This window comes from Oceanibaculum sp. (genome assembly GCF_022449305.1).
Taxonomy (GTDB): Bacteria; Pseudomonadota; Alphaproteobacteria; order Oceanibaculales; family Oceanibaculaceae; genus Oceanibaculum; species Oceanibaculum indicum.
This window is the reverse complement of record NZ_JAKUSO010000042.1, coordinates 1-21,137: the sequence shown is the minus strand read 5'-3', so window position 1 is coordinate 21,137 and position 21,137 is coordinate 1. Positions and strand designations below refer to the sequence as shown.

At 63.4% G+C, this 21,137-nt stretch carries 18 protein-coding genes; 13 read left to right on the top strand and 5 right to left on the bottom strand.

Going from position 1 to position 21,137, the window contains the following annotated elements:
* Positions 1 to 85: 85 nt before the first annotated feature.
* The gene (locus MK313_RS12615) at positions 86 to 484 is read left to right on the top strand and encodes a cyclic nucleotide-binding domain-containing protein (protein WP_008943679.1); all 399 of its coding nucleotides are present in this window, start codon (positions 86 to 88) and stop codon (positions 482 to 484) included.
* Here the strand turns inward: MK313_RS12615 and MK313_RS12610 are convergent.
* Entirely contained in the window at positions 481 to 1,320 is an 840-nt protein-coding gene (locus tag MK313_RS12610; RefSeq protein WP_287781904.1) for a helix-turn-helix transcriptional regulator, read from the bottom strand. The two genes, MK313_RS12615 and MK313_RS12610, sit on opposite strands and share 4 nt — an antisense overlap.
* 96 nt (positions 1,321 to 1,416) lie before the next feature.
* On the opposite strand from MK313_RS12610, the gene MK313_RS12605 reads away from it, so the two are divergent.
* Positions 1,417 to 2,520, top strand: coding sequence for a putative glycolipid-binding domain-containing protein (locus tag MK313_RS12605; protein ID WP_287781903.1), 1,104 nt, complete (start codon positions 1,417 to 1,419; stop codon positions 2,518 to 2,520).
* Positions 2,521 to 2,745: 225 nt separating this feature from the next.
* Here MK313_RS12605 and MK313_RS12600 read toward each other — a convergent pair whose 3' ends face one another.
* Positions 2,746 to 3,849 carry a cis-3-hydroxy-L-proline dehydratase gene (locus tag MK313_RS12600; protein WP_287781902.1) on the bottom strand — a complete coding sequence of 368 codons (1,104 nt, stop codon included), beginning with the start codon at positions 3,847 to 3,849 and terminating at the stop codon, positions 2,746 to 2,748.
* 174 nt (positions 3,850 to 4,023) lie between these two features.
* Between MK313_RS12600 and MK313_RS12595 the strand changes: the two genes are divergently transcribed.
* The 9 genes from MK313_RS12595 (at position 4,024) to MK313_RS12555 (ending at position 14,517) form a co-directional block, all read left to right on the top strand.
* Entirely contained in the window at positions 4,024 to 5,529 is a 1,506-nt protein-coding gene (locus MK313_RS12595) for a M81 family metallopeptidase (RefSeq protein WP_287781901.1), read from the top strand.
* Between the two features lie 111 nt (positions 5,530 to 5,640).
* Positions 5,641 to 7,146: a M81 family metallopeptidase gene (locus MK313_RS12590; protein ID WP_287781900.1), complete on the top strand. Its 1,506-nt coding sequence runs from the start codon at positions 5,641 to 5,643 to the stop codon at positions 7,144 to 7,146.
* 237 nt (positions 7,147 to 7,383) lie between these two features.
* Positions 7,384 to 8,988, top strand: a complete 1,605-nt coding sequence (locus MK313_RS12585) for an ABC transporter substrate-binding protein (protein ID WP_244922218.1) — start codon at positions 7,384 to 7,386, stop codon at positions 8,986 to 8,988.
* Positions 8,989 to 9,038: 50 nt separating this feature from the next.
* On the top strand, positions 9,039 to 9,980 hold the full coding sequence (locus tag MK313_RS12580; RefSeq protein ID WP_008943672.1) for an ABC transporter permease: 942 nt from the start codon (positions 9,039 to 9,041) through the stop codon (positions 9,978 to 9,980).
* On the top strand, positions 9,980 to 10,864 hold the full coding sequence (locus tag MK313_RS12575) for an ABC transporter permease (RefSeq protein ID WP_008943671.1): 885 nt from the start codon (positions 9,980 to 9,982) through the stop codon (positions 10,862 to 10,864). The genes MK313_RS12580 and MK313_RS12575 overlap by 1 nt, the downstream gene beginning before the upstream one ends.
* Positions 10,865 to 11,104: 240 nt before the next feature.
* Positions 11,105 to 12,253, top strand: a complete 1,149-nt coding sequence (locus MK313_RS12570; RefSeq protein WP_008943670.1) for a TRAP transporter substrate-binding protein — start codon at positions 11,105 to 11,107, stop codon at positions 12,251 to 12,253.
* Between the two features lie 108 nt (positions 12,254 to 12,361).
* On the top strand, positions 12,362 to 12,982 hold the full coding sequence (locus MK313_RS12565) for a TRAP transporter small permease subunit (protein WP_121218068.1): 621 nt from the start codon (positions 12,362 to 12,364) through the stop codon (positions 12,980 to 12,982).
* Positions 12,979 to 14,328 (top strand): TRAP transporter large permease, encoded by a 1,350-nt coding sequence (locus MK313_RS12560; protein ID WP_008943668.1) that lies wholly within the window; start codon positions 12,979 to 12,981, stop codon positions 14,326 to 14,328. The genes MK313_RS12565 and MK313_RS12560 overlap by 4 nt, the downstream gene beginning before the upstream one ends.
* 12 nt (positions 14,329 to 14,340) lie before the next feature.
* Positions 14,341 to 14,517: a hypothetical protein gene (locus tag MK313_RS12555; RefSeq protein WP_287781899.1), complete on the top strand. Its 177-nt coding sequence runs from the start codon at positions 14,341 to 14,343 to the stop codon at positions 14,515 to 14,517.
* 4 nt (positions 14,518 to 14,521) lie between these two features.
* Here MK313_RS12555 and MK313_RS12550 read toward each other — a convergent pair whose 3' ends face one another.
* The gene (locus MK313_RS12550) at positions 14,522 to 15,562 is read right to left on the bottom strand and encodes a DUF4340 domain-containing protein (protein ID WP_287781898.1); all 1,041 of its coding nucleotides are present in this window, start codon (positions 15,560 to 15,562) and stop codon (positions 14,522 to 14,524) included.
* 284 nt (positions 15,563 to 15,846) lie between these two features.
* On the opposite strand from MK313_RS12550, the gene MK313_RS12545 reads away from it, so the two are divergent.
* Positions 15,847 to 16,248 (top strand): hypothetical protein, encoded by a 402-nt coding sequence (locus MK313_RS12545; RefSeq protein ID WP_121218062.1) that lies wholly within the window; start codon positions 15,847 to 15,849, stop codon positions 16,246 to 16,248.
* 216 nt (positions 16,249 to 16,464) lie between these two features.
* Positions 16,465 to 18,093, top strand: a complete 1,629-nt coding sequence (locus MK313_RS12540) for an ABC transporter ATP-binding protein (RefSeq protein ID WP_008943664.1) — start codon at positions 16,465 to 16,467, stop codon at positions 18,091 to 18,093.
* A 7-nt stretch (positions 18,094 to 18,100) separates the two neighbouring features.
* Here MK313_RS12540 and MK313_RS12535 read toward each other — a convergent pair whose 3' ends face one another.
* Entirely contained in the window at positions 18,101 to 18,937 is an 837-nt protein-coding gene (locus MK313_RS12535) for a YkgJ family cysteine cluster protein (RefSeq protein ID WP_287781897.1), read from the bottom strand.
* A gap of 10 nt (positions 18,938 to 18,947) precedes the next feature.
* Complete coding sequence (gene parE, locus MK313_RS12530) at positions 18,948 to 20,942, bottom strand: DNA topoisomerase IV subunit B (protein ID WP_287781896.1); 1,995 nt, start codon at positions 20,940 to 20,942, stop codon at positions 18,948 to 18,950.
* Positions 20,943 to 21,137 lie beyond the last annotated feature (195 nt).

The window sequence follows — 21,137 nt, the reverse complement described above, 5'->3', positions numbered from 1 at the left end:
ACGGCGATAACATCCTATTGATTTGCAAGCCTAGGCAGGCTGCGCGATAACGGGCTTTATCAGGGCTGAAGAGGCGGCGCACGGCATGGCCAAGACCAAGGTACTCGACCGTCGGGTGTTTTATGCCGGTGCGGTGCTGTTCCGGGAGGGGGAGCTTGGCAGCCATGCCTATCTCATCGAATCCGGCCGGGTTGAGGTGTTCGTCGGCCGGAACGAGCAGGAAACCGTGCTCGCCGAACTGGGCGAGGGCGAGATCATCGGCGAGATGGCGCTGATCGCCAAGGGGCCGCGCCAGGCCTCGGTCCGCGCCCTGGAACTGACCGTCTGCTCGACGATCAACGAGCAGGTCATGGACAAGCTGCTGGAAAGCTGCGAGCCGGGCGTGAAGGCGCTGCTGAAGGTGCTGATGAAACGGCTCTACACCACCAACATGATGCTGGCGGACCATCTGCGCCGCGATGCCGAAATGGGGCGCTGGAACTAGCGCTTGCTCCGATAGGATGCCGGCGTCTGCCCGAAGGTGCGGCGGAAACGCCGGGTGAATTCCGACAGATCGCCGAAACCGGAAGACAATGCCGCGTCCAGCACGCTCCTGCGATCCGCGCGCAAGGTACGGGCGGCCGCTCGCAGACGACGGTTCAGCAGATACTGATAGGGCGTCATGCCCATGGTGGCGCTGAACAGGCGCAGGAAGTGATAGCGGCTGAGACCGACCCTGGCGGCGATATCGGAAATCGTCAGCGGTTCGGTGTAGTGCTCCTCGATCAGCCGGGCGGCAGCCGCGATGCGGCCGATATCCCGGGCGCGGTCCGGTGGCGGTGAATCGGCGTGGCTGAGACGCAGTGCTGCGCCCGCCATGCGCAGCGCCAATTCCTCCAGTGCAGGGGCGTCTTCTTCCAGCAAGGCGGTTTCCGCCGCCGCGAACAAGGGCGTCAGCGTGGCCATCGGCGGCAGGCGATGCTGCGGGAAATCGATCCACCGCAGGCCGGGCAGGCCGCCCGCGACATCCTCAAGGAAACCGGGCGTGAAATGGAAGGCCAGGCAACGGTCCCCGGCACCATGCTCATGCCCGCAGGAATAGCACGCCCCTGCGTTGCCCAGCATCAGCGACCCCGCCGCCATCAGCGTGCTGCCCCGGTCCGAGCGATAGACGAAATTGCCGGACAGCACGGCGGCGATCACTGAAGGGCCATGCTGTTCCTCATAGGGTTTGTCCTCTGGCCCGCAGCGGCAGATCACGTCGCTGACGCTCCAGCCATCGCCTCTTGCGAGGTCGGTCTGGGTGACCTTCTCCTGGTGGATGGCGGGGGCGATGTTCATGGACGGAATTATAGCAATAATCCCCAAGAAAGGCGTGCATTTCAGGCGCTAGGGTCCGGCATTCCGAGACCATGCCCGAGACCAAGGAGGCAATAAATGACATCGAGCATGCGGACCCTGATGTGGCGGCGCGACTGGGACGGCAACAGCATGGAGCAGGCGACCTTCCGCCGGGGCGAGGACGGGATAGAGATCGCCGGCACGGTGCTGCTGGCAGAGAAGGGCATCCCCTTGCGCGTCGACTACCGGGTGCAGTGCGATGCCGGCTGGAATACCCGCCGGGTCGAGGTCAGCCAGGATTTCCAGGGGACGACCCGAAGCCTGACCCTGCTGCATGACGGGGCGGGCAACTGGCGGCTGAATGGCACGGCCGCCCCGGATCTCGCCGGCTGCACCGATATCGATCTGGGTGTCAGCCCGTCCACCAATGCGCTGCCGGTGAACCGGCTGCGTCCCGCCATCGGTGCAACCGGGGAAATCCGCGCCGCCTGGGTGCGGTTTCCCGAACTGACGGTGACGGCAGCGCCGCAGGCCTATGACCGGCTGGAGGAGCGGCGCTACCGCTACCGCAATCTCGACAGCGACTTCAAGGCGGTGCTGGAGGTCGATGAGGACGGATTCCCCGTCCAGTATGAAGGTATCTGGACACGCATCGCCGATGGCGCACCGGCACGCGGGCTGACCCATGCGCTGGCTGGGGCCCTGTTCTCGCCCGGCCCGTCGCCGGAACTGGGGGAGGCCGCGAAGGCCTTCGACTGGGTGATCGGCGGATGGCGCGCCGAAGTGTTCGACTATGGCCAGGATGGCACGGTCCGCACAGGCCACGGCGAATGGTGGTTCAGCTGGGCGCTGGAGGGCCGTGCCATCCAGGACATCTGGATCGCGCCGCCCCGCGGGGAGCGAGAGAGCGGCGATCTGCCGGTCCGCGACCGCTACAGCACCACCCTGCGCTGGCTCGATGGCGATGGTGAGACATGGCGCATCCTCTGGCTGAACCCGGTGACCGGCGTGCTGAACCGGCTGCAAGGCCGCATGAAGGATGGCCGGATTGTACTGGAAGGCGAGGAATCTGGCCGCCCGGCGCGCTGGAGCTTCAACGACATCACGCCCGACAGCTTCGTCTGGCGCGGCGAGAGCCAGCAGGAGGATGGCAACTGGCGGCTGGACGCCGAATTCCGGCTGCGGCGGATGGTGGGGTGACGAACTCTAGACGTAGCAGACAAAAAAAGACCGTCATTCCCTCAATATGTCAGGGGAATGCCAATTTCTCTGACCGTCACCCCCGGCCTTGTGCCGGGGGTCCAGGCCTACGCTCACTGGATGCCAGTCGCATAAGCTGAACCCTGGATTCCCGGGACAAGCCCGGGAATGACGATCAGAGAGAAATAGCGGCCAGAGTGTCTCTGGAAAGCAACCCTCTCTAACTCACCCCACGCTGAACACGGGCGCGCCCAGCACTTCCCTGCGCGGCAGGACGCCCAGTCCCGGCGCGGGGGAGGCGCTCATGCGGCCGTGCTGGCGCTGCGGCGCGCCCTCGGCCAGCGAGACGGTGACGTAGGAGTTGAAGTCGGTCGCCGAGAACAGGAAGTCCGCCGGGGTCGAGTGGGCGAGATGGGCGATGGCAGCGGTGGTGATGTCACCGCCCCAGGTGTCCTCGATGGTCATGGCGATGCCGAGCGACAGGCACAGATCGCGGATCTGCCGCGCCTTGGTCAGCCCGCCGACCTTGGAAATCTTCAGGTTGATGACGTCCATGGCGAGGTCCGATGCGCCGCGCAGCACGGCGGGCAGCCCGTCGATCACCTCGTCCAGGATGAAGGGCTTTGGCGTGCGGCGGCGGATCGCCAGGCACTCCTCATAGGACGGGCAGGGCTGTTCGATATAGACATCGACATCGCGCACGCCCTCGACGACGCGCGCCGCCTCATGCATCAGCCATCCGGTATTGGCGTCGGCGATCAGCACATCGCCGGGCAGCAGCTTTTTCGAGACGGCATGGATACGGGCGATATCGGTGTCGGCGTAGCCGCCCACCTTCAGCTGGAACTTGGTGTAACCCTCCGCCCGGTAGCCGGCGACATTGGCGGCCATCGCGTCGGGCGTGTCCTGCGAGATCGCGCGGTAGAGCAGGACATCCTCGCCGCAGCGGCCGCCCAGCAGCGTCACCACAGGCAGCCCGGTGGCCTGGCCCAGAATGTCCCAGCAGGCGATGTCGAGCGGCGATTTCACATAGGGGTGCCCGCGCATTGCCTGGTCCATGACGCGGTTGATGGTGCCTAGATCGCGCGGGTCGAGCCCGATCAGCTTCGGTGCCAGCTCGCGGATGCCGGTGCGCGCGCCATTGGCATAGGCCGGCAGATAGGCCGGCCCCAGCGGGCAGACCTCGCCATGGCCGGTAATCCCCGCATCGGTCTCGATGGCGACCACGGTGGAATCGAACACCTCAACCGACTTGCCATCCGCCCATTTGTAGCTGCCCTCATGCAGCGGAAGATCGATCTGATAGGCGGAAATCCGGGTGATCCTCATGGCGCGCTTCCTCCGCTGGCCGGCTTCTTGTGAGACGCCACACTAACCCGTGAGTCAGGAGGATTCCATACGGCTTTAGTAATTTAGCACGGGAGGGGTTGACGAGAGTTGTAAAGAAAGTTTGCATATCCCCGCCTATCAAAAAACAAAACGGCTGAACGGGGGTTCGTTTCGATGCATTTCTTGCTGGCGATGATGAAACACGAGACGAACACCTTCTCCCCGGTGCCGACGCCGCTGGAGCGGTTCGCCCGTGGCCGGGGCACGCCGCCGGAAGGTCAGGATGCGGTGGATGCCTATCGCGGTACGCAGAGTGCGCTGGCCGCCTTCATCGACATCGCGGAGAAGGAGGGGGCCACCTACGACATTCCGGTCGCCGGCCAGGCCTGGCCCTCCGGCCCGGTGCAGGATGACGCCTACAATTACATGACCGGCAAGATCATCGCGGCGGCGAAGGCGCGCAAATACGACGCCATCCTGCTCGACCTGCATGGCGCGATGGTGACCGAGAGCTTCGAGGATGGCGAGGGTCAGCTGATCAAGGCGCTGCGCGAGATCGCACCGGATACGCCGATCGCCGTAGCATTGGACATGCACACCAACCTCTATTCGGAGATCATCGATAACGCGACCTCGGTCGCCGGCTACCAGACCTATCCGCATATCGACGTGTACGAGACCGGCACGCGCGCGGCGCTGCCGGTGATCGCCAAGCTGAAGGGCAAGGCCAATCCGGTCATGGCCTGGGGCAACCGGCCGATGCTGCCGCATGTGATGCGCCAGGGCACCGACGATTTCCCGAACAAGGAACTGCAGATCCGCGCCCGCGAGATGGAAACCACCGGCGGCGCGCTGGCTGCGACCCTGTTCACCGGCTTTCCGCATGCCGACATCCACAATGCCGGCCTGTCGGCGGTGGTGGTGACCGATGGCGACAAGGCACTGGCGCAGAAATATCTCGACGAGCTGCTGGACTTCGCCTGGGACGAGCGCGAGGCCTTTGTCTACAAGCTGGAGCCGCTGGGCGAATCGGTGGCGCGCGCCAAGAAGATGAGCGACGGTCCGGTGGTGCTGCTCGACCATTTTGACAATGCGGCGTCGGGCGGCACGATGGACACCACCGCCGTGCTGGGCGAGATCATCCGGCAGGGGCTGGAGAATGTCGCCTTCTTCGCCATTCATGATCCCGAAGCTGTGCAGCAGATGATCAAGGCCGGCATTGGCGCGAAGCTGACGCTGAAGCTGGGCGGCAAGATCAAGATGCCGCTGCTGGCCGCGGATGCGGTCAGCGAGCCGCTGGAAGTCACCGGCACGGTGCGCGTGCTGACCAATGGCGAGTTCCGCAACCGCGGGCCGATGGGCACCGGCATCCTGAACGATATGGGGCCGACCGCCGTGTTCGATACCGGCAAGGTGGAGATCGTCGTGATCTCGCGCCATCAGGAGCCGAACGACCTCAACTGCTTCTACAGCCTGGGCATCGATCCGCTGGCCAAGCGCTATCTGTGCCTGAAGAGCCGCGTGCACTGGCGCGCTGGCTTCAAGCCGATCATGAAGGATGTGGTGGAATGCGCCGGCGTCGGCGTCTGCACCTCGGACTACAACCAGCTGGAGTTCAAACATGTCCGGCGGCCGATCTATCCGCTCGACATTCTGAACGAGGCGAAGGCCGGGCAGTAAGGAGCGTTTGCAACCTGCCAGCGTAAATGTCCGGTCCGGTACAATATTGTACCGGGCAGGCGGAGCGGGCAGTCTTATTTTCCAACTGGCGAAAAACAGGAGACCCAAGGTATGCGTCTCGTCCTCGGCATGATGAAGCACGAGACCAACACCTTCTCCCCGCTGCGGACCGACTGGGCGCGGTTCCAGGACTGGGGTGCCTTCGCCGGCGATGAGGCCCGCAAGGCCTTCGAGAAGACGGCGATGCCGCTGGGTGCCTACATGAAGCTGGCGCGCGAGCGCGGCGCCGAGTTCACCATCCCGATGGCGGCGGAGGCGATGCCCTCCGGCCCGGTAGAACGCGATGCCTATGAGCGGATGGCTGGCGCCATCTGCGAGGAAGTCGCCAAGGGCTGCGATGGCGTGCTGCTAGACCTGCACGGCGCCATGGTTACGGTCGATCACGAGGATGGGGAAGGGGAGCTTCTGGCCCGCATCCGCGAGATCGCACCCGATGTGCCGATTGCCGTCACGCTGGACCTGCACACCAACCTGACCCAGCGCATGATCGACAATTGCACGGCGTTGATCGGCTACAAGACCTATCCGCATGTCGATATGTACGAGGTTGCTGAGCAGATCGGCCGTGTCGTGCTGGACAGCATGGAGAGCAAGTGCCGCCCGGTGATGGCGTGGCGCAGCCTACCGCTGCTGTCCCAGACCCTGAAGCAGGGCACGGATGACGAGCCGATGAAGTCGCTGATCGCCATGGCGCGCGCGGCGGAGGCACAGCCGGGCATCCTGGCGGCCAGCGTGTTTGGCGGCTTTCCGATGGCCGACATCCGCGATGCCGGCACCTCGGTCATCGTGGTGGCAGATGGCGACAGGGAAAAGGCCGGTGCGGCCTGTGAGGAGATCGGCCAGGCGGCCTGGAAGGCCCGCGAGACCTTCATCTATCAGCATGAACCGCTGGAGCAGGCGGTCGCCCGCGCCAAGACGCTGACCGACGGCCCGGTGCTGCTGCTCGACCATGCCGACAATACCGGCTCCGGCGGCACGCAGGATGTGATGACGGTGATCGCCGAGGTGATTCGCCAGGGGCTTGAGGATGTCGCTGTCGCGGCGGTCTGGGACCCGGCAGCGGTACAGGACATGGCGAAAGCCGGTATCGGCGCCACTGTCACCATCAGGCTGGGTGGCAGGACCGATATGCCGTCCATCGGCCTGAAGGGCGAGCCGCTGGAGATCACCGGCAAGGTGAAGACGCTGACCGATGGCGAATGGGTGGTGCACGGCCCGATGTACACCGGCGTGACGGTGCGGATGGGGCCGACGGCGGTGCTGGATACCGGCAAGGTGCAGATCGTCATCGTCTCGCGCCATCACGAGCCTTGGGATACCGGCGTGTTCCGCTCCGTCGGCATCGAGCCGGAACACAAGCGCTATCTGGTGCTGAAGAGCCGCATCCATTACCGCGCGGGATTCGCCGGGCTGGGCAAGGCGACGATCACCTGTGACGGCCACGGGGTGACGACCTCGGACAACAGCATCCTGACGTTCGAGCGGTTGCGGCGGCCTATTTACCCGCTGGACCGGATGAATGACGATACGCTCTTGCCATCGACTGCCCAACAGTGATGCAGTCGAGGGTGAACTGCCTCGTATGAGGGCAGGCCCGTGCATGATGCGGGCAATAAACAGGCAGTAGCTGCCGAAACGGTGAGAAGGAGTACGGCTAATCTAATAAAATCAGTTGCTTATAAAAATTTCGCGGTACTGCCGAGTTGGCACGGTTTTCGCCTTGGTGGCGGGGAAGCGTCGAACCGGCAAAAGCCGCGATAGCTAAAAAAGTTGAACAGGAAAGGACATATCACAATGAAACTCCATCACATGCTGAAAGGGGCTTGTGCCGTCGTCGCGCTGAGCGCGCCGATGCTGCTGGCGAACGCCGCCCCGGTCTCGGCCGAATCGGTCCTGCGCGTGGTCAAGCACTCCAGCTTGCGCGTGCTCGACCCGATCATGACCACGGCCTACATGTCTCGTAACCATGGCTACATGATCTACGACACGCTTTTCGCCCTGAACGAAAAGCAGGAAGTCACGCCGCAGATGGCCGAGGGCTACAAGGTCAGCGCCGACGGCCTGACCTACACCATCACCCTGCGCGACGGGCTGAAGTTCCATGATGGCGCCCCGGTCAAGGCCGAGGATGCCGTGGCCTCGCTGCAGCGCTGGGGCAAGCGCGACGGCATGGGCCAGAAGCTGATGGACTTCGTGAAGGAGATGAAGGCCACCAGCGACAAGAGCTTCGACATCGTCCTGAAGGAGCCCTATGGCCTCGTCATGGCGTCGCTGTCCAAGCCCAGCTCCAACGTGCCGTTCATCGTGCCGAAGAAGCTGGCCGAGACGCCGCCGTCCGAGCCGATGCCGGAACAGATCGGCTCCGGTCCCTTCACCTGGGTTGCGGCTGATTTCCAGCCGGGCGTGAAGGCGGTCTACGCCAAGTTCGGCGACTACAAGCCGCGCTCCGAGGCGCCGAGCTGGGCCGCCGGCGGCAAGGTCGCCAAGGTGGACCGCGTCGAGTGGGTCACCATGCCGGACCACATGACGGCGGCGAACGCGCTGATCAGCGGTGAGATCGACTATATCGAGAACCCGCCGACCGACCTGCTGCCGCTGCTCGAAGCCGATGACGGCATCGAGATGCGCACCATCAACGAGCTGGGCAGCATGGTCATGCTGCGCCCGAACCACATCCACCCGCCCTTCAACAACCCGAAGGTGCTGCAGGCGCTCGCCTATGCCATCAATCAGAAGGATGTGATGGTCGGTATGATGGGCGACAACGAGAAGTACTACAAGCTGTGCAAGTCGCAGTTCGTATGCGGCACGCCGCTTGGCACCGAGGCCGGTTCCGAAGGCATGATGGTCGGCAATATCGACAAGGCGAAGGCCCTGCTGAAGGAAGCGGGCTATGACGGCACCCCGGTGCTGGTCATGCATCCGACCGACGTGGCGACGCTGTCCAGCCATCCGCCGATCGTCGCCCAGGCGATGCGTCAGGCCGGCTTCAAGGTCGATCTGCAGGCGATGGACTGGCAGACCCTGGTGGGCCGCCGCGCCAAGCAGGATCCGGTCGCGCAGGGCGGCTGGAACATGTTCATCACCACCTGGGTCGGCCCGGACCTGATGAGCCCGGTTGCCAACCTCGGCATCAGCGGTCGTGGCAAGCAGGGTGGCTGGTTCGGCTGGTACGAAGATGCCGAGATGGAGAAGCTGAAGGATGCCTATGCCCGCGAGACCGATCCGGCAAAGCAGAAGGCGCTTGCCGAGGAGATGAACAAGCGTTCCTGGCAGACCATCCCGAACCTGCCGCTGGGTCAGTTCTTCACCGTCAGCGCCTGGCGCAAGGGCGTGGTGAAGGGCGTGCTTGACGGCCCGGCACCGTTCTTCTGGAACATCGAAAAGACCAAGGGCTAAAACGGCTTAGGGCTTTATCTTGAAAAATCAGAAGAAAAGAAAAACCGACGATGTTTGCTTTCATTAGTCGGCGCATCCTGGCCACCATCCCCGTCATGGGGGTGGTGGCGCTCGTCGTCTTCCTGCTGCTCAGGCTGACGCCGGGCGACCCGGCGGCGATCATTGCAGGCGATGCCGCCACCCCGGCCGAACTTGAAGCGATTCGGGAACGCCTGGGGCTCAACCTGCCGATCTACCTCCAGTTCTTCGACTGGGTGTTCCGGCTGCTGCAGGGCGATTTCGGCACCTCGATCCTCTCCAATACATCCGTGGGGACGATGGTGCTGCAACGGCTGGAGCCGACACTGGCGCTGGCCACGACGACGATCATCTTTGCCGTTCTCGTCGCGGTGCCGATGGGCGTGATCGCGGCCTGGAAACACGGTACCTGGATCGACCGGGCGATCATGATGTTCTCGGTCATCGGCTTCTCGGTACCGGTTTTCGTTCTGGGGTATCTCTGGATCTACGGCATTTCGATCAACCTGCGCTGGCTGCCGGTGCAGGGCTACCGGCCGATCGCCAACGGCTTCTGGCCGTTCTTCGAGCGGCTGATCCTGCCGACGCTGACCCTGAGCGTCATCTATATCGCGCTGATCGCCCGTATCACCCGGGCCAGCGTGCTGGAAATTCTCGACGAGGATTACATCCGGACCGCCCGCGCCAAGGGGCTGACCGAAAAGCGGGTGCTGCTGGTGCACGCGCTGCGCAACGCGGCGGTGCCCATCGTCACCATCATCGGCATCGGTATCGCGCTGCTGATCAGCGGCGTGGTGGTGACCGAAAGCGTGTTCAACCTGCCGGGGCTTGGCCGATTGACCGTGGATGCCGTGCTGGCGCGGGACTATCCGGTGATCCAGGGCATCATCCTGATCTTCGCCTTCGTCTATGTGATCGTGAACCTGGTGATCGATCTCAGCTACACGCTGTTTGACCCGAGGATACGATACTGATGGCCGTGCAAACCGAAACCGCGCCGATCGACGCTGCGCCGGCCAAACCGGCCCAGGCGATCTTCCGGCAGGCGCTGCGCAACCCGGGCGTGATCGTCGGCGGCGTCATCCTGGCGATCATGGTCTTCGTGGCGATCTTCGCGCCGTTCCTGGGGACGGTGGACCCGGTTCATCTCGATCCGCTGACGCGCCTGAAGAAGCCCTTCACCGACTGGTTCCTGGGGACCGATGCTTTTGGTCGCGATATCTATTCCCGCATCATCTATGGTGCCAGGATATCGCTGATCGTCGGCATTGGCGCTGCGGTGCTGAGCATTGCCATCGGGCTGTTCGTCGGCCTGATCTCCGGCTATTTCCGCATCGTGGATGCCATCGTGATGCGGATCATGGACGGCCTCATGGCGATTCCCGGTATCCTGCTGGCGATTGCCCTGGTCTCCCTGTCCGGCGCCTCGCTACTGACCGTCATGGTGGCGATCACCATCCCGGAGATTCCGCGCGTCGTGCGCCTGGTGCGCTCGGTCGTGCTGTCGATCCGGGAGGAGCCCTATGTCGAGGCGGCGATCTCCATCGGCACACCGCTGCCGCTGATCCTGATCCGCCATGTCATGCCGAACACCTTTGCACCGCTGATCGTGCAGGGCACCTATATCTGCGCCTCGGCGATGCTGACGGAGGCCATCCTCAGTTTCCTGGGCGCCGGCATCCCGCCGGAAATCCCGACCTGGGGCAACATCATGGCCGAGGGGCGGGTCTATTTCCAGCTGGCCCCGTGGATCATCCTGTTCCCGGGCATCTTCCTGTCGCTGACCGTGCTGGCAGTGAACATTCTAGGCGATGGTCTGCGCGACACGCTGGACCCGAGACTGGCGAAGCGGGTCTGATTTCAATTTTCCACAATATGGAATTATTTCTGCGCGGGGCTTCGGCCCCGCGTTTTTTTGTTGCTGGCCGGGACGAACTTAGGCAAGTCTAATGCAAGTGGTATGTCCACTTGACCATCCGGCCGCGTGACCCGACGGAGAAGCCTGGCGAACAAAATGCGTTAAAAAACAATGCCATTCAAAAAGGATGGTGCGGATGGTGAACATGCCAGCCGACGATAAACAGGGAGGTAAGAGACTATGGAAAGCGTTAACAAGGCGACCTCGCGTCGCAATTTCCTGAAGAACACGACGGTTGCGACCGCGGCCACGGCAGGTGCCGTTGCCGGTGTCGGCAGCCTTGCGGCTCCGGCCGTTCTGGCGCAGGCGCCAATCGTGCTGAAGATGCAGTCGTCCTGGCCGTCCTCGGATATTTTCCAGGAAATGGCAAAGCAGTATGTCGAGCGTGTCGAGGCAATGTCCGGCGGCCGGCTGAAGATCGATCTGCTGCCGGCGGGTGCGGTGGTCGCCGCCTTCCAGGTGCAGGATGCCTGCCATGACGGCATTCTGGACGCGGCCCATTCGGTGCCGGTGTACTGGTACGGCAAGAACAAGGCGGCCTCGCTGTTCGGGACCGGCCCGGTGTTCGGTGCCAATGCGGCGCAGATGATCGCCTGGATGTATCATGGTGGCGGCAATGAGTTCTATCGCGAGCTGACGCAGGACATTCTCGGCCTCGATATCGTTGGCTTCATGGGCTTCCCGATGCCGGCGCAGCCCTTCGGCTGGTTCAAGAAGCCGATCGAGAATGCCGATCAGGTGAAGGGTATGAAGTACCGCACCGTGGGTCTGGCCGCCGATCTGTTCCAGGCCATGGGCGCCAGCGTTGCGCAGCTGCCGGGCGGCGAAATCGTGCCGGCGATGGAGCGCGGCGTGATCGACGCGTTCGAGTTCAACAACCCGACCTCGGACATGCGCTTCGGTTCGCAGGACGTGGCCAAGAACTACATGCTGTCCTCCTACCATCAGGCGAGCGAGAGCTTCGAGTTCATCTTCTCCAAGCGGAAGTATGAGAGCTTGCCGCCGGATCTGCAGGCGGTTCTGCGTTATGCCGTCGAGGCGGCCAGCACTGCCAATTATGCGCTGGCGATGCACCAGTATTCCCAGGATCTGGACAAGCTGCAGAAGGACCATGGGGTGAATGTGAAGCGCACCCCGGAATCGGTGCTGAAGGCGCAGCTGGCGGCCTGGGACAAGATCCTGCCGCCGCTGATGAAGGACGCGTACTTCAAGAAGGTCGTGGACAGCCAGAAGGCCTGGTGCGAGCGCGTGGTGTTCTACGATCTGATGAACGCGCCGGACTACAAGCTGGCCTACCAGCATTATTTCCCGGGCAAGATCAACTTCTGATCGGCCATCTGGGTGTAGGAGTGCGGAAAGTCCGGCCTTCGGGCCGGACTTTTCTGCCGTCGAACGGGACGACGCCCTGGTCCCGAACGGTATAGCGCGAGCGGATTTATGGAGCAGTATATTCGGTTCGCCGACAAGCTGTCGGCGTGGTTCGGCAAGGTGTTTGCCTGGTGCGTCATGGTGATGGCGCTGGGGGTAGGCTATGAGGTCTTCGTCCGTTATGTCCTGAATGCTCCCACGGTCTGGGCCTTCGACCTCACCTACATGATGTACGGCACCATGTTCATGATTGCCGGCGCCTACACGCTGTCGCGCGACGGCCATGTGCGCGGCGACTTCGTCTATCGGCTTTGGAAGCCGGCGACCCAGGCGAAGGTCGAGCTGGTGCTGTATTTCTTCTTCTTCTTTCCCGGTGTGCTGGCGCTGATCTTCGCCGGCTGGAAATATGCCGGGCGCTCCTGGCGCTATCTCGAAGTCAGCACCATGAGCCCCGCCAACATCCCGATCTATCAGTTCAAGAGTGTCATCATCGCCGCCGGCATCCTGCTGACGATCCAGGGGATCGCCCAGGTGTTCCGCTGCATCCTGACGATCCAGCGTGGCGCCTGGCCCGAACGCGAAGCCGATGTGGAGGAGCTTGAAACAGTGCTGCAAAAGGAAGGGGCGGCTGCCCTGAAGCACGGCAGCGAAGCCATTGATGTCGTCACGCCGAAGGTGGACCGGTCATGAGCGATCCCTTCATTGCGATCATGATGCTGGGGATCTTCATCCTCATCATCATGCTGGGTTTCCCGATTGCCTTCACGCTGATGGCCATGGGCATCGGCTTTGGCTACTACGCCTATTTCGATGCCGAGCGGATGCGGACGATCTTCGACAACCGCATCTTCGATTTGTTCGTCAACCAGACCTATTCGGTCATGTCGAACGATGTGCTGACGGCGATACCGCTGTTCCTGTTCATGGGATATATCGTCGAACGGGCGAACATCGTGGACCGGCTGTTCCAGACGCTGGCCCTGGCGACCCGGCGGGTGCCGGGGTCGATGGCGGTCGCCGCGCTGATCACCTGCGCGCTGTTCGCCACCGCGACCGGCATCGTCGGCGCCGTGGTGACGCTGATGGGGCTGCTGGCCTTCCCGGCCATGCTGAAGGCGCGCTATGATACCAGCTTCGCCTCCGGCGTGATCTGCGCCGGCGGCACGCTGGGCATCCTGATCCCGCCCTCGATCATGCTGATCGTCTATGCCGCGACCTCGGGCGTTTCCATCGTCCGGCTATATGCCGGCGCGCTGCTGCCGGGCTTTACGCTGGCCGGCATGTACCTGCTCTACATTCTCGTGCGCGCCTGGATGCAGCCGAAGCTGGCCCCAAAACCGGAGAAGCAGGAGGACGTGCCGATCACGAAGATCCTGCTGATGCTGCTGACCTCCTTCTTCCCGCTGGCCTTCCTGATCCTGTCGGTGCTGGGGGCGATTCTGTTCGGCCTTGCCACCCCGTCGGAGGCGGCGGCGATCGGCGCCCTCGGCGGCCTTCTGCTGGCTGTTGCCTACCGGGCGCTGACCTGGCGGCGGCTGCAGGAATCGGTCTATCTGACGGTCCGGACCACGGCGATGGTGTGCTGGCTGTTCGTCGGGTCCTGGGTGTTCTCGTCGGTCTTTTCTTATCTCGGCGGCGAACATGTGGTCAGCGAGTTCGTGAAGGGGCTGGACCTTACGCCGCTGCAGTTCCTGATCCTGGCCCAGCTCATCATCTTCCTGCTGGGCTGGCCGCTGGAATGGTCGGAAATCATCATCATCTTCGTGCCGATCTTCCTGCCGCTGCTGCCGCTGTTCGATATCGATCCGCTGTTCTTCGGCATTCTGATCGCGATTAACCTGCAGACCAGCTTCCTGACACCGCCCATGGCAATGTCGGCCTATTACCTGAAGGGCATCGCACCGCCCTATGTGCAGCTGGTGCAGATTTTCCGGGGGTCACTGCCCTATGTGGCGATGGTGTTCATCACCATGATCCTGCTCTACACGGTGCCGGAGATCGTGTACTGGCTGCCGCAGCTGATCTATGGCCGGTAAGGAGGAACCCGCATGACTATGGACCGTGTTCTCGGCCTTGTTGCGCTGGCCGTCTTTACCGGCTTCATCGGCATCATCGTGTTTTCGGTGCTGAAACCGGCCCTCATCGCGGTGGCGCTGATCGGCTGCGGGCTGGCGGCCTACGATATCTGGGGGCAGCTCTTTAAGGGAAAGAAGCCGCAGGGCTGACCTCCTACCGCTGCGCCGGTTCCGGAGCGCGGTCCGTTTCCCGGACCGTCGCTTCGGGATTGGCCGTCAGGTCCTTGGTGACGAAATCGGGAAGCCGGAAGTGCCAGCCGGCGGTGCGGGCATTGATGGAATCGGCTTCCGGCTTCGCGGCGCTGGCATCGTCGGCCTGAGCCTCGATCTCAGCCCAGGTCGCATCGCCCTGATGGGCCATCGCCAGCTTTACCCGCAATCCGTCGAGCGTCTTGAATTCCGCTTCCAGCGTGTCGGAATCGGTGGGCAGAGGGGTGCCGTCTGCCTTTCGTGCCTCGACGATCTGCAGCTTTTCCAGCGCGGCGGCCACGCGGGTGAGCAGCCAGGGCTCGGAGACACGGGTGCCTTCCGGCTGGTTGGTCGGCTTGAAGGGCTGTTCCATATTCTCCTGGCGCTCGATCTCCAGCCTGTTGCCATCGGTATCGCGTAGCTGTGCCGCGGCGATGCGGTCAGGCGCGATATCGAGAATGATCGGGCTGATCCAGGCCGTGTGATCGACCGGCACCCTGATTTCCCGCGCGGACAGCCAGGCCCGCTCGGCCCCTTGCGGCTGCACGAAGGTCCTGTTGATCTCGGCACCGCCCGGCGTGGCGACGGTGTCGCCGATTATCAGGCCGGCAAGCACGGCACCCTCATTGTCGCGGACTGTCACTTCCGTTGCCGTGTTCCGGTCGCGCAGGTCGGGGATGTTGGCGGCGCTGATCTGGTCGGTGCTCGTCTCGACGCCGCGCAGGGAGGCGAGATCGTCGATCAGGCCGGCGACCTTCTCCTCATCCACCGGATAGCCGTCCCAGTTGGCAAGGCCCCACTGGTCATCCCCCTGATGGCCATCGTCCCGGCGGACCAGTTCCAGCCTGTCCTGTCCGCGTTCGATGACGATACCGGCCACGGCGTCGCTTTCGCCGGACAGGCGCGGGAAGAGATGCTCGTCCTGCTCCTCGACGGTCTTGACGATGGAGCGCTCCATAAACAGGTGGCTGCCGAGGGCCACCATGCCGGCCACGAAAATGAACACGAGCAGTATCAGCAAATTGACGGGACTTGCCCATTTCCGGGAGCGCGTCTTAGATATTTCGTTCATTTTCAAGTTTCTTCCATTTGCTTTTTAATATTCACCGGTGCTGTGAATGTAACCGATTCCATTAATTTGATAATCGTATGTTGATCGGCAGGCTGTTTGATGCAGTGAGGATGCTGCACATTGACGTCATATTATGTCCATTTTTTGTTAGGATGATCTCCAGACGGTGGTTCTGCGCCACCTGACTTCTTGGTCTCGCATTGCATTATGGGTTTCGGATGAGCCGCAAGAACATATTCTTCAAGCGTCCTCCCAAACGGCGGTTCGGCCTGGCCGTGGCCGCTGCCGTCCTGGTGGCGGGTGGCCTGTCATGGTCGCTCTATGACGGCTATTACGCGTCCGGCCTGCCCAGGTGCGACAGCGAGCTGGTCCGTCAGGAGATCGGCAGGGCTCTGGCAGCGGAGTGGTCGGCGCGGAACTCTACGCCTGAAGTGGTTTCCTTCCGCGAGAATCGCCGCCGTGTGGCAGGTGATATGATCGAGGCCCGCGAGTGTGCGGCCAGAACCCTGCAAGGGGGCGGCGTCGGGATTGTGCGCTATTCAGTGCTGCGCCATTCAGAAGGCAGCGGTTTCCGGATCGATATTATGGGTCAGGAAGCCCAGCAGAATGCGAGCCGCTGACCCCGGTTCACTTTTCGGGGGTCGATTTTTCAGACTTTTCGCATTTTTTGCGCTGCAAACTTGCTTCAAACCCTGACATCTTCGCTATAGTTCTATCAGCGTTCCGGAAAATGCCGGGACGGCACATTAAAACGCTCCCGCACGCCGCGATCCTGCAGCGAAGCGGGGGTGATGAACCAGGCGAGCGCGAACCGTTTAGGAGATGGAAGGGAACAGATGTCCGACAAGCCGGTCCTGCAAGTAAAGAACCTGACCGTTCGCCTGCCGCGCGGTGCCGACCGCGAGAATGCGGTGGAACATATCAACCTGGAAGTGCGGCCGCAGGAGATTCTCTGCGTCGTCGGCGAATCGGGCTCCGGCAAGTCGGTGACGGCGCATACCGTCATGGGGCTGTTGCCGAAGAAGCAACTGGTACCGACGGCCGGCGAGATTCTGCTGGAAGGCGAGAATCTGCTGACCGCCTCGGCGGAGCGCATGCGCGAATTGCGCGCCAGCCGCATGTCGATGATCTTCCAGGAGCCGATGACGGCGCTAAACCCGGTGATGAAGGTCGGCGACCAGATCGACGAACTGCTGAGCGTCCACACCAGCATGAGCCAGCAGGAACGGCTGGAGCGCGTGCTGGCGGTGATGGAGGATGTGCGCCTGCCGGACCCGGAGCGTATCCGCAATTCCTACCCGCATCAGCTGTCGGGCGGGCAGCGCCAGCGCATTATGATCGCCATGGCGCTTGCCCTCGATCCGGTGCTGCTGATCGCGGACGAGCCGACGACCGCGCTGGACGTGACGACCCAGGCGCAGATCCTGCGGCTGATCAAGGATCTGCAGGGCCGCCACCAGACCGGTGTGCTGTTCATCACCCATGATTTCGGCGTGGTGGCGGAGATCGCCGACCGTGTTGCCGTCATGCAGTTTGGCAAGCTGGTGGAATTCGGCGAGGCGAAGCAGGTCCTGCGCAACCCGCAGCATCCCTATACCCGCATGCTGATTTCCTCCGTGCCCAGCATCAAGCCGAAGCAGCGGGAGCCCATCGGCAATGCGCCGATCGTGCTGGAAACCACGAACCTCTCCAAGACCTATGGTGGCGGTGGCCTGTTCCAGAAGGCGCACCCGGTGCATGCGGCGAAGGAGGTGAATCTCACCGTCCGCCGCGGCGAGACGCTGGGGATCGTTGGCGAATCCGGCTCCGGCAAATCCACCGTGGCGCGCTGCGTGGTCCGGCTGATCGATCCGACATCGGGGTCGATCAACCTGCACAATGTCGATATCGGCACGTTGCCGGCCAGCCTGCTGCGGCCGCACCGCAAGAAGGTGCAGATCGTCTTCCAGGACCCGTACCGCTCACTCAATCCGCGCCGCACCGTCGGCCAGTCCATCGTCGAGGGGCCGATGAATTTCGGCCTGTCCTCCAAGGAAGCCTGGGACCGGGCGCGTGACCTGATGAAGCTGGTGGGCCTCGATCCGAACGCCGTGGACCGTTTCCCGCACCAGTTCTCCGGCGGGCAGCGCCAGCGCATCTGCATTGCGCGGGCGTTGGCGATGGAGCCGGAGTTGCTGATTGCCGACGAGGCGGTGTCAGCGCTGGATGTGTCGGTGCAGGCACAGGTGCTGGAACTGCTGGACGATGTGCGCAAGCGCTTCGATCTCGCCATGCTGTTCATCACCCACGATCTGCGCGTCGCAGCACAGGTCTGTGACCGGGTCGCCGTCATGTTCAAGGGCGAGGTGGTGGAATACGGCCTGGCGTCCAAGGTCTTCACCGCGCCAGAGCATGAATATACCAAGGCGCTGTTCGACGCGGCCCCCGGCAAGGACTGGGAATTCGGCCAATTCGACGCGGCCTGACAGGCGCTTAGCGGGTAATCCAGGGATTGGCGGGCAGGGGGCCATCTTCCGCCCCCGCCGCCAGGACCGACAGGAACAGCACTGCTTCCGGCTGGCAGTCTGCATCAATCCGTTCGTGCTGGATGCCGGCGAAGATATCCTCGCCGGAAAGCCAGCGCCGCTCGGCATTTTCCGTTTCAAGTGCGGTCCGCAGCGCCTGATTCAGCTCGTACAGCCGGTCATCGAGACCTTCCGCGCGCAAGGCCGCCAGCAGCGTGTAGGAATAGGCCGTGCGCAGCGCGCCATAGGGCTTCGGCACCGGGATTTGCGCCGGCTCGCCATCGAAGCTGGCGCGGCAGGCCGCGACCGAGGCTGACACCATGGTGCGGCAGACATTTGGCCGTGCCTCATAGGCAGTGCACAGGCCATTCTCGTCCAGCAGCCCGCAGCCGATATGGGCGAGGTAACGCTGGCGCGGGTCGAGATCGCGGCCAGCCTCGTCGGCCGCGCGCAGCTTTTCCAGCGCCTTTTGCAGGTGCGCCGGGGCGGCCTTGCGGAAATGCCGGGCCAGCAGGAAAATCTCGGGCGCGCTGGCCGTCACCATATTATGGCAGCAATAGCTGCACCCCTTGGTGCATTCCAGGGAGAAGGCGCCGGCCTGCTGGCGCAGCGAGCGGTTGAGCGCATCGAGGTGATGGCGCGCGGCGTCCTGGGCGCGGGCGGCGTTCGATCCCTGGCCGAGGATGCGGCGCAGATTGGATGTGTGGGCGAACAGCAGGGCGAAATCCCGCTCCGGCGGCAGGCCGCCACGGCGCAGGGCGGCCTGTACCGCCTTTTCCTGTTTCCGGGTGTCGGCGCGGGACATGCCGCCGCCGTCAGACGTCCAGATCGCGGACGAAGCGGGCGTTTTCCTGGATGAAGGCAAGGCGCAGTTCCGGCTTCCGGCCCATCAGGCTTTCCACCAGCTGGGCGGTATCCTTGGCGTCGTCGCGCTGTTCGGCGTCGCGCGTGTCGGGAATGGTCACCCGCACCAGCACGCGCTTGTCCGGGTCCATGGTGGTTTCCTTCAGCTGCTGCGACGGCATTTCGCCCAGGCCCTTGAAGCGGCTGATCTCGATCTTGCCGCGGCCCTTGAAGCCGTTGGCCATCAGCTCGTCCTTGTGCTTGTCGTCGCGCGCATAGAGCGTGACCGCCCCTTGCGTCAGCCGGTAGAGCGGGGGAATGGCCAGATAGAGATGGCCGTTCTCGATCAGCTTCGGCATCTCGCGGTAGAAGAAGGTCATCAGCAGCGAAGCGATGTGCGCGCCATCGACATCGGCGTCGGTCATGATGATGACACGGTCATAGCGCAGCGCCGCCTCGTCATAGCGGTCGCCCGTGCCGCAGCCCAGCGCCAGCAGCAGGTCGGAGAGTTCCTGGTTGCCGCGCAGCTTGTCGGCGGAGGCCGAGGCGACGTTCAGGATCTTGCCGCGCAGCGGCAGCACCGCCTGGGTGTCGCGCCGGCGCGCCTGCTTGGCGGAGCCGCCCGCCGAATCGCCCTCGACCAGGAAGATTTCGGTGTCTTCGCGGTTGGTGCGTGTGCAATCGGCCAGCTTGCCGGGCAGGCGCAGCCGCTGGGTCGCGGTCTTGCGCTGGGTGTCCTTCTGCTGGCGGCGCTTCAGCCGCTCCTCGGCCTTGTCGATGATGAAGCCCAGCAGCTGGTTCGACTGTTCCGGCTGGTCCGCCAGCCAATGGTCGAACCGATCCTTCACCGCCTGCTCGACAAGGCGGGTGGCATGCTGGGAGACCAGCTTTTCCTTGGTCTGGCCCTGGAATTGCGGGTCGCGGATGAAGACCGACAGCATGATGGCGGTGCCGCCCAGAATATCGTCCGCCGTGATCTGCGCGGCGCGCTTGTTGCCGACCAGCTCGCCATAGGCCTTCAACGCGCGCAGCAGCGCCGTGCGCAGACCCTGCTCATGCGTGCCGCCCAGCGGGGTCGGCACGGTATTGCAATAGGCATTCAGGAAGCCGTCATCCTCGTCGGCCGGCCAGGCGATTGCCCATTCGACGCGGCCGGTCTCGCCATTCTGCACCTCCACCTCGCCGGTGAAGGGCTGGGCGGTCACCAGCGTGCGGTCTTCCAGCGCGTGGCCGAGGAAGTCGGTAAGGCCGTTGGGGAAATGCAGCGTCTCGGTTGTCGGCGTCGTGTCGCTGCCGGTGATCAGCACCGGGTCGCAGCTCCAGCGAATTTCCACGCCCTTGAATAGATAGGCCTTGGAGCGCGCCAGCCGGTACAGGGTCGCCGGCTTGAAGCGCGCCCGTTCGCCGAAAATCTCCGGATCGGGATGGAATTTCAGCGTCGTGCCGCGCCGGTTCGGGGCGGCGCCGATGACTTCAAGCGGCCCCTGCGGCGCGCCCCGGCTGAAATGCTGGGCGTACAGCCGCTTCTCGCGGGCGACCTCGACTGTCAGCCGGTCGGACAGCGCATTGACCACCGACACGCCGACGCCATGCAGGCCGCCGGCGGTCTTATAGACGGAATCGCTGAACTTGCCGCCGGAATGCAGGGTGGTGAGGATGACCTCCAGCGCCGACTTGTCGCGGTATTTGGGGTGCGGATCGACCGGGATGCCGCGGCCATTGTCGCGGACAATGACGCTGCTGTCCGCCAGCAACTCCAGCTCGATACGGTTGGCATGGCCGGCGACCGCCTCGTCCATCGCGTTGTCCAGCACCTCGGCAACCAGATGGTGCAGGGCCCGCTCGTCGGTGCCGCCAATATACATGCCGGGCCGGCGCCGGACCGGCTCCAGCCCTTCGAGAACCTCGATATCCTTGGCGGTATAGTCGCCGGTATCGCGCGCTGTCGTTTGAAAAAGGTCTGCCATGAGCCGAGTATATCGGCAGCGGGCAACGGTTCAAGCGTATCCTGTGTGACGGAATTTTAGGTTAACAATATATAGTGGATTCAGGGGCCCGACAGAGGAGGGGAAAGATGAGCGCTGATGACCGCGCGCCCAAGGGCGATCTGCAGATCAGGACGGTCGCCATGCCGGCCGATGCGAACCCGAATGGCGATATTT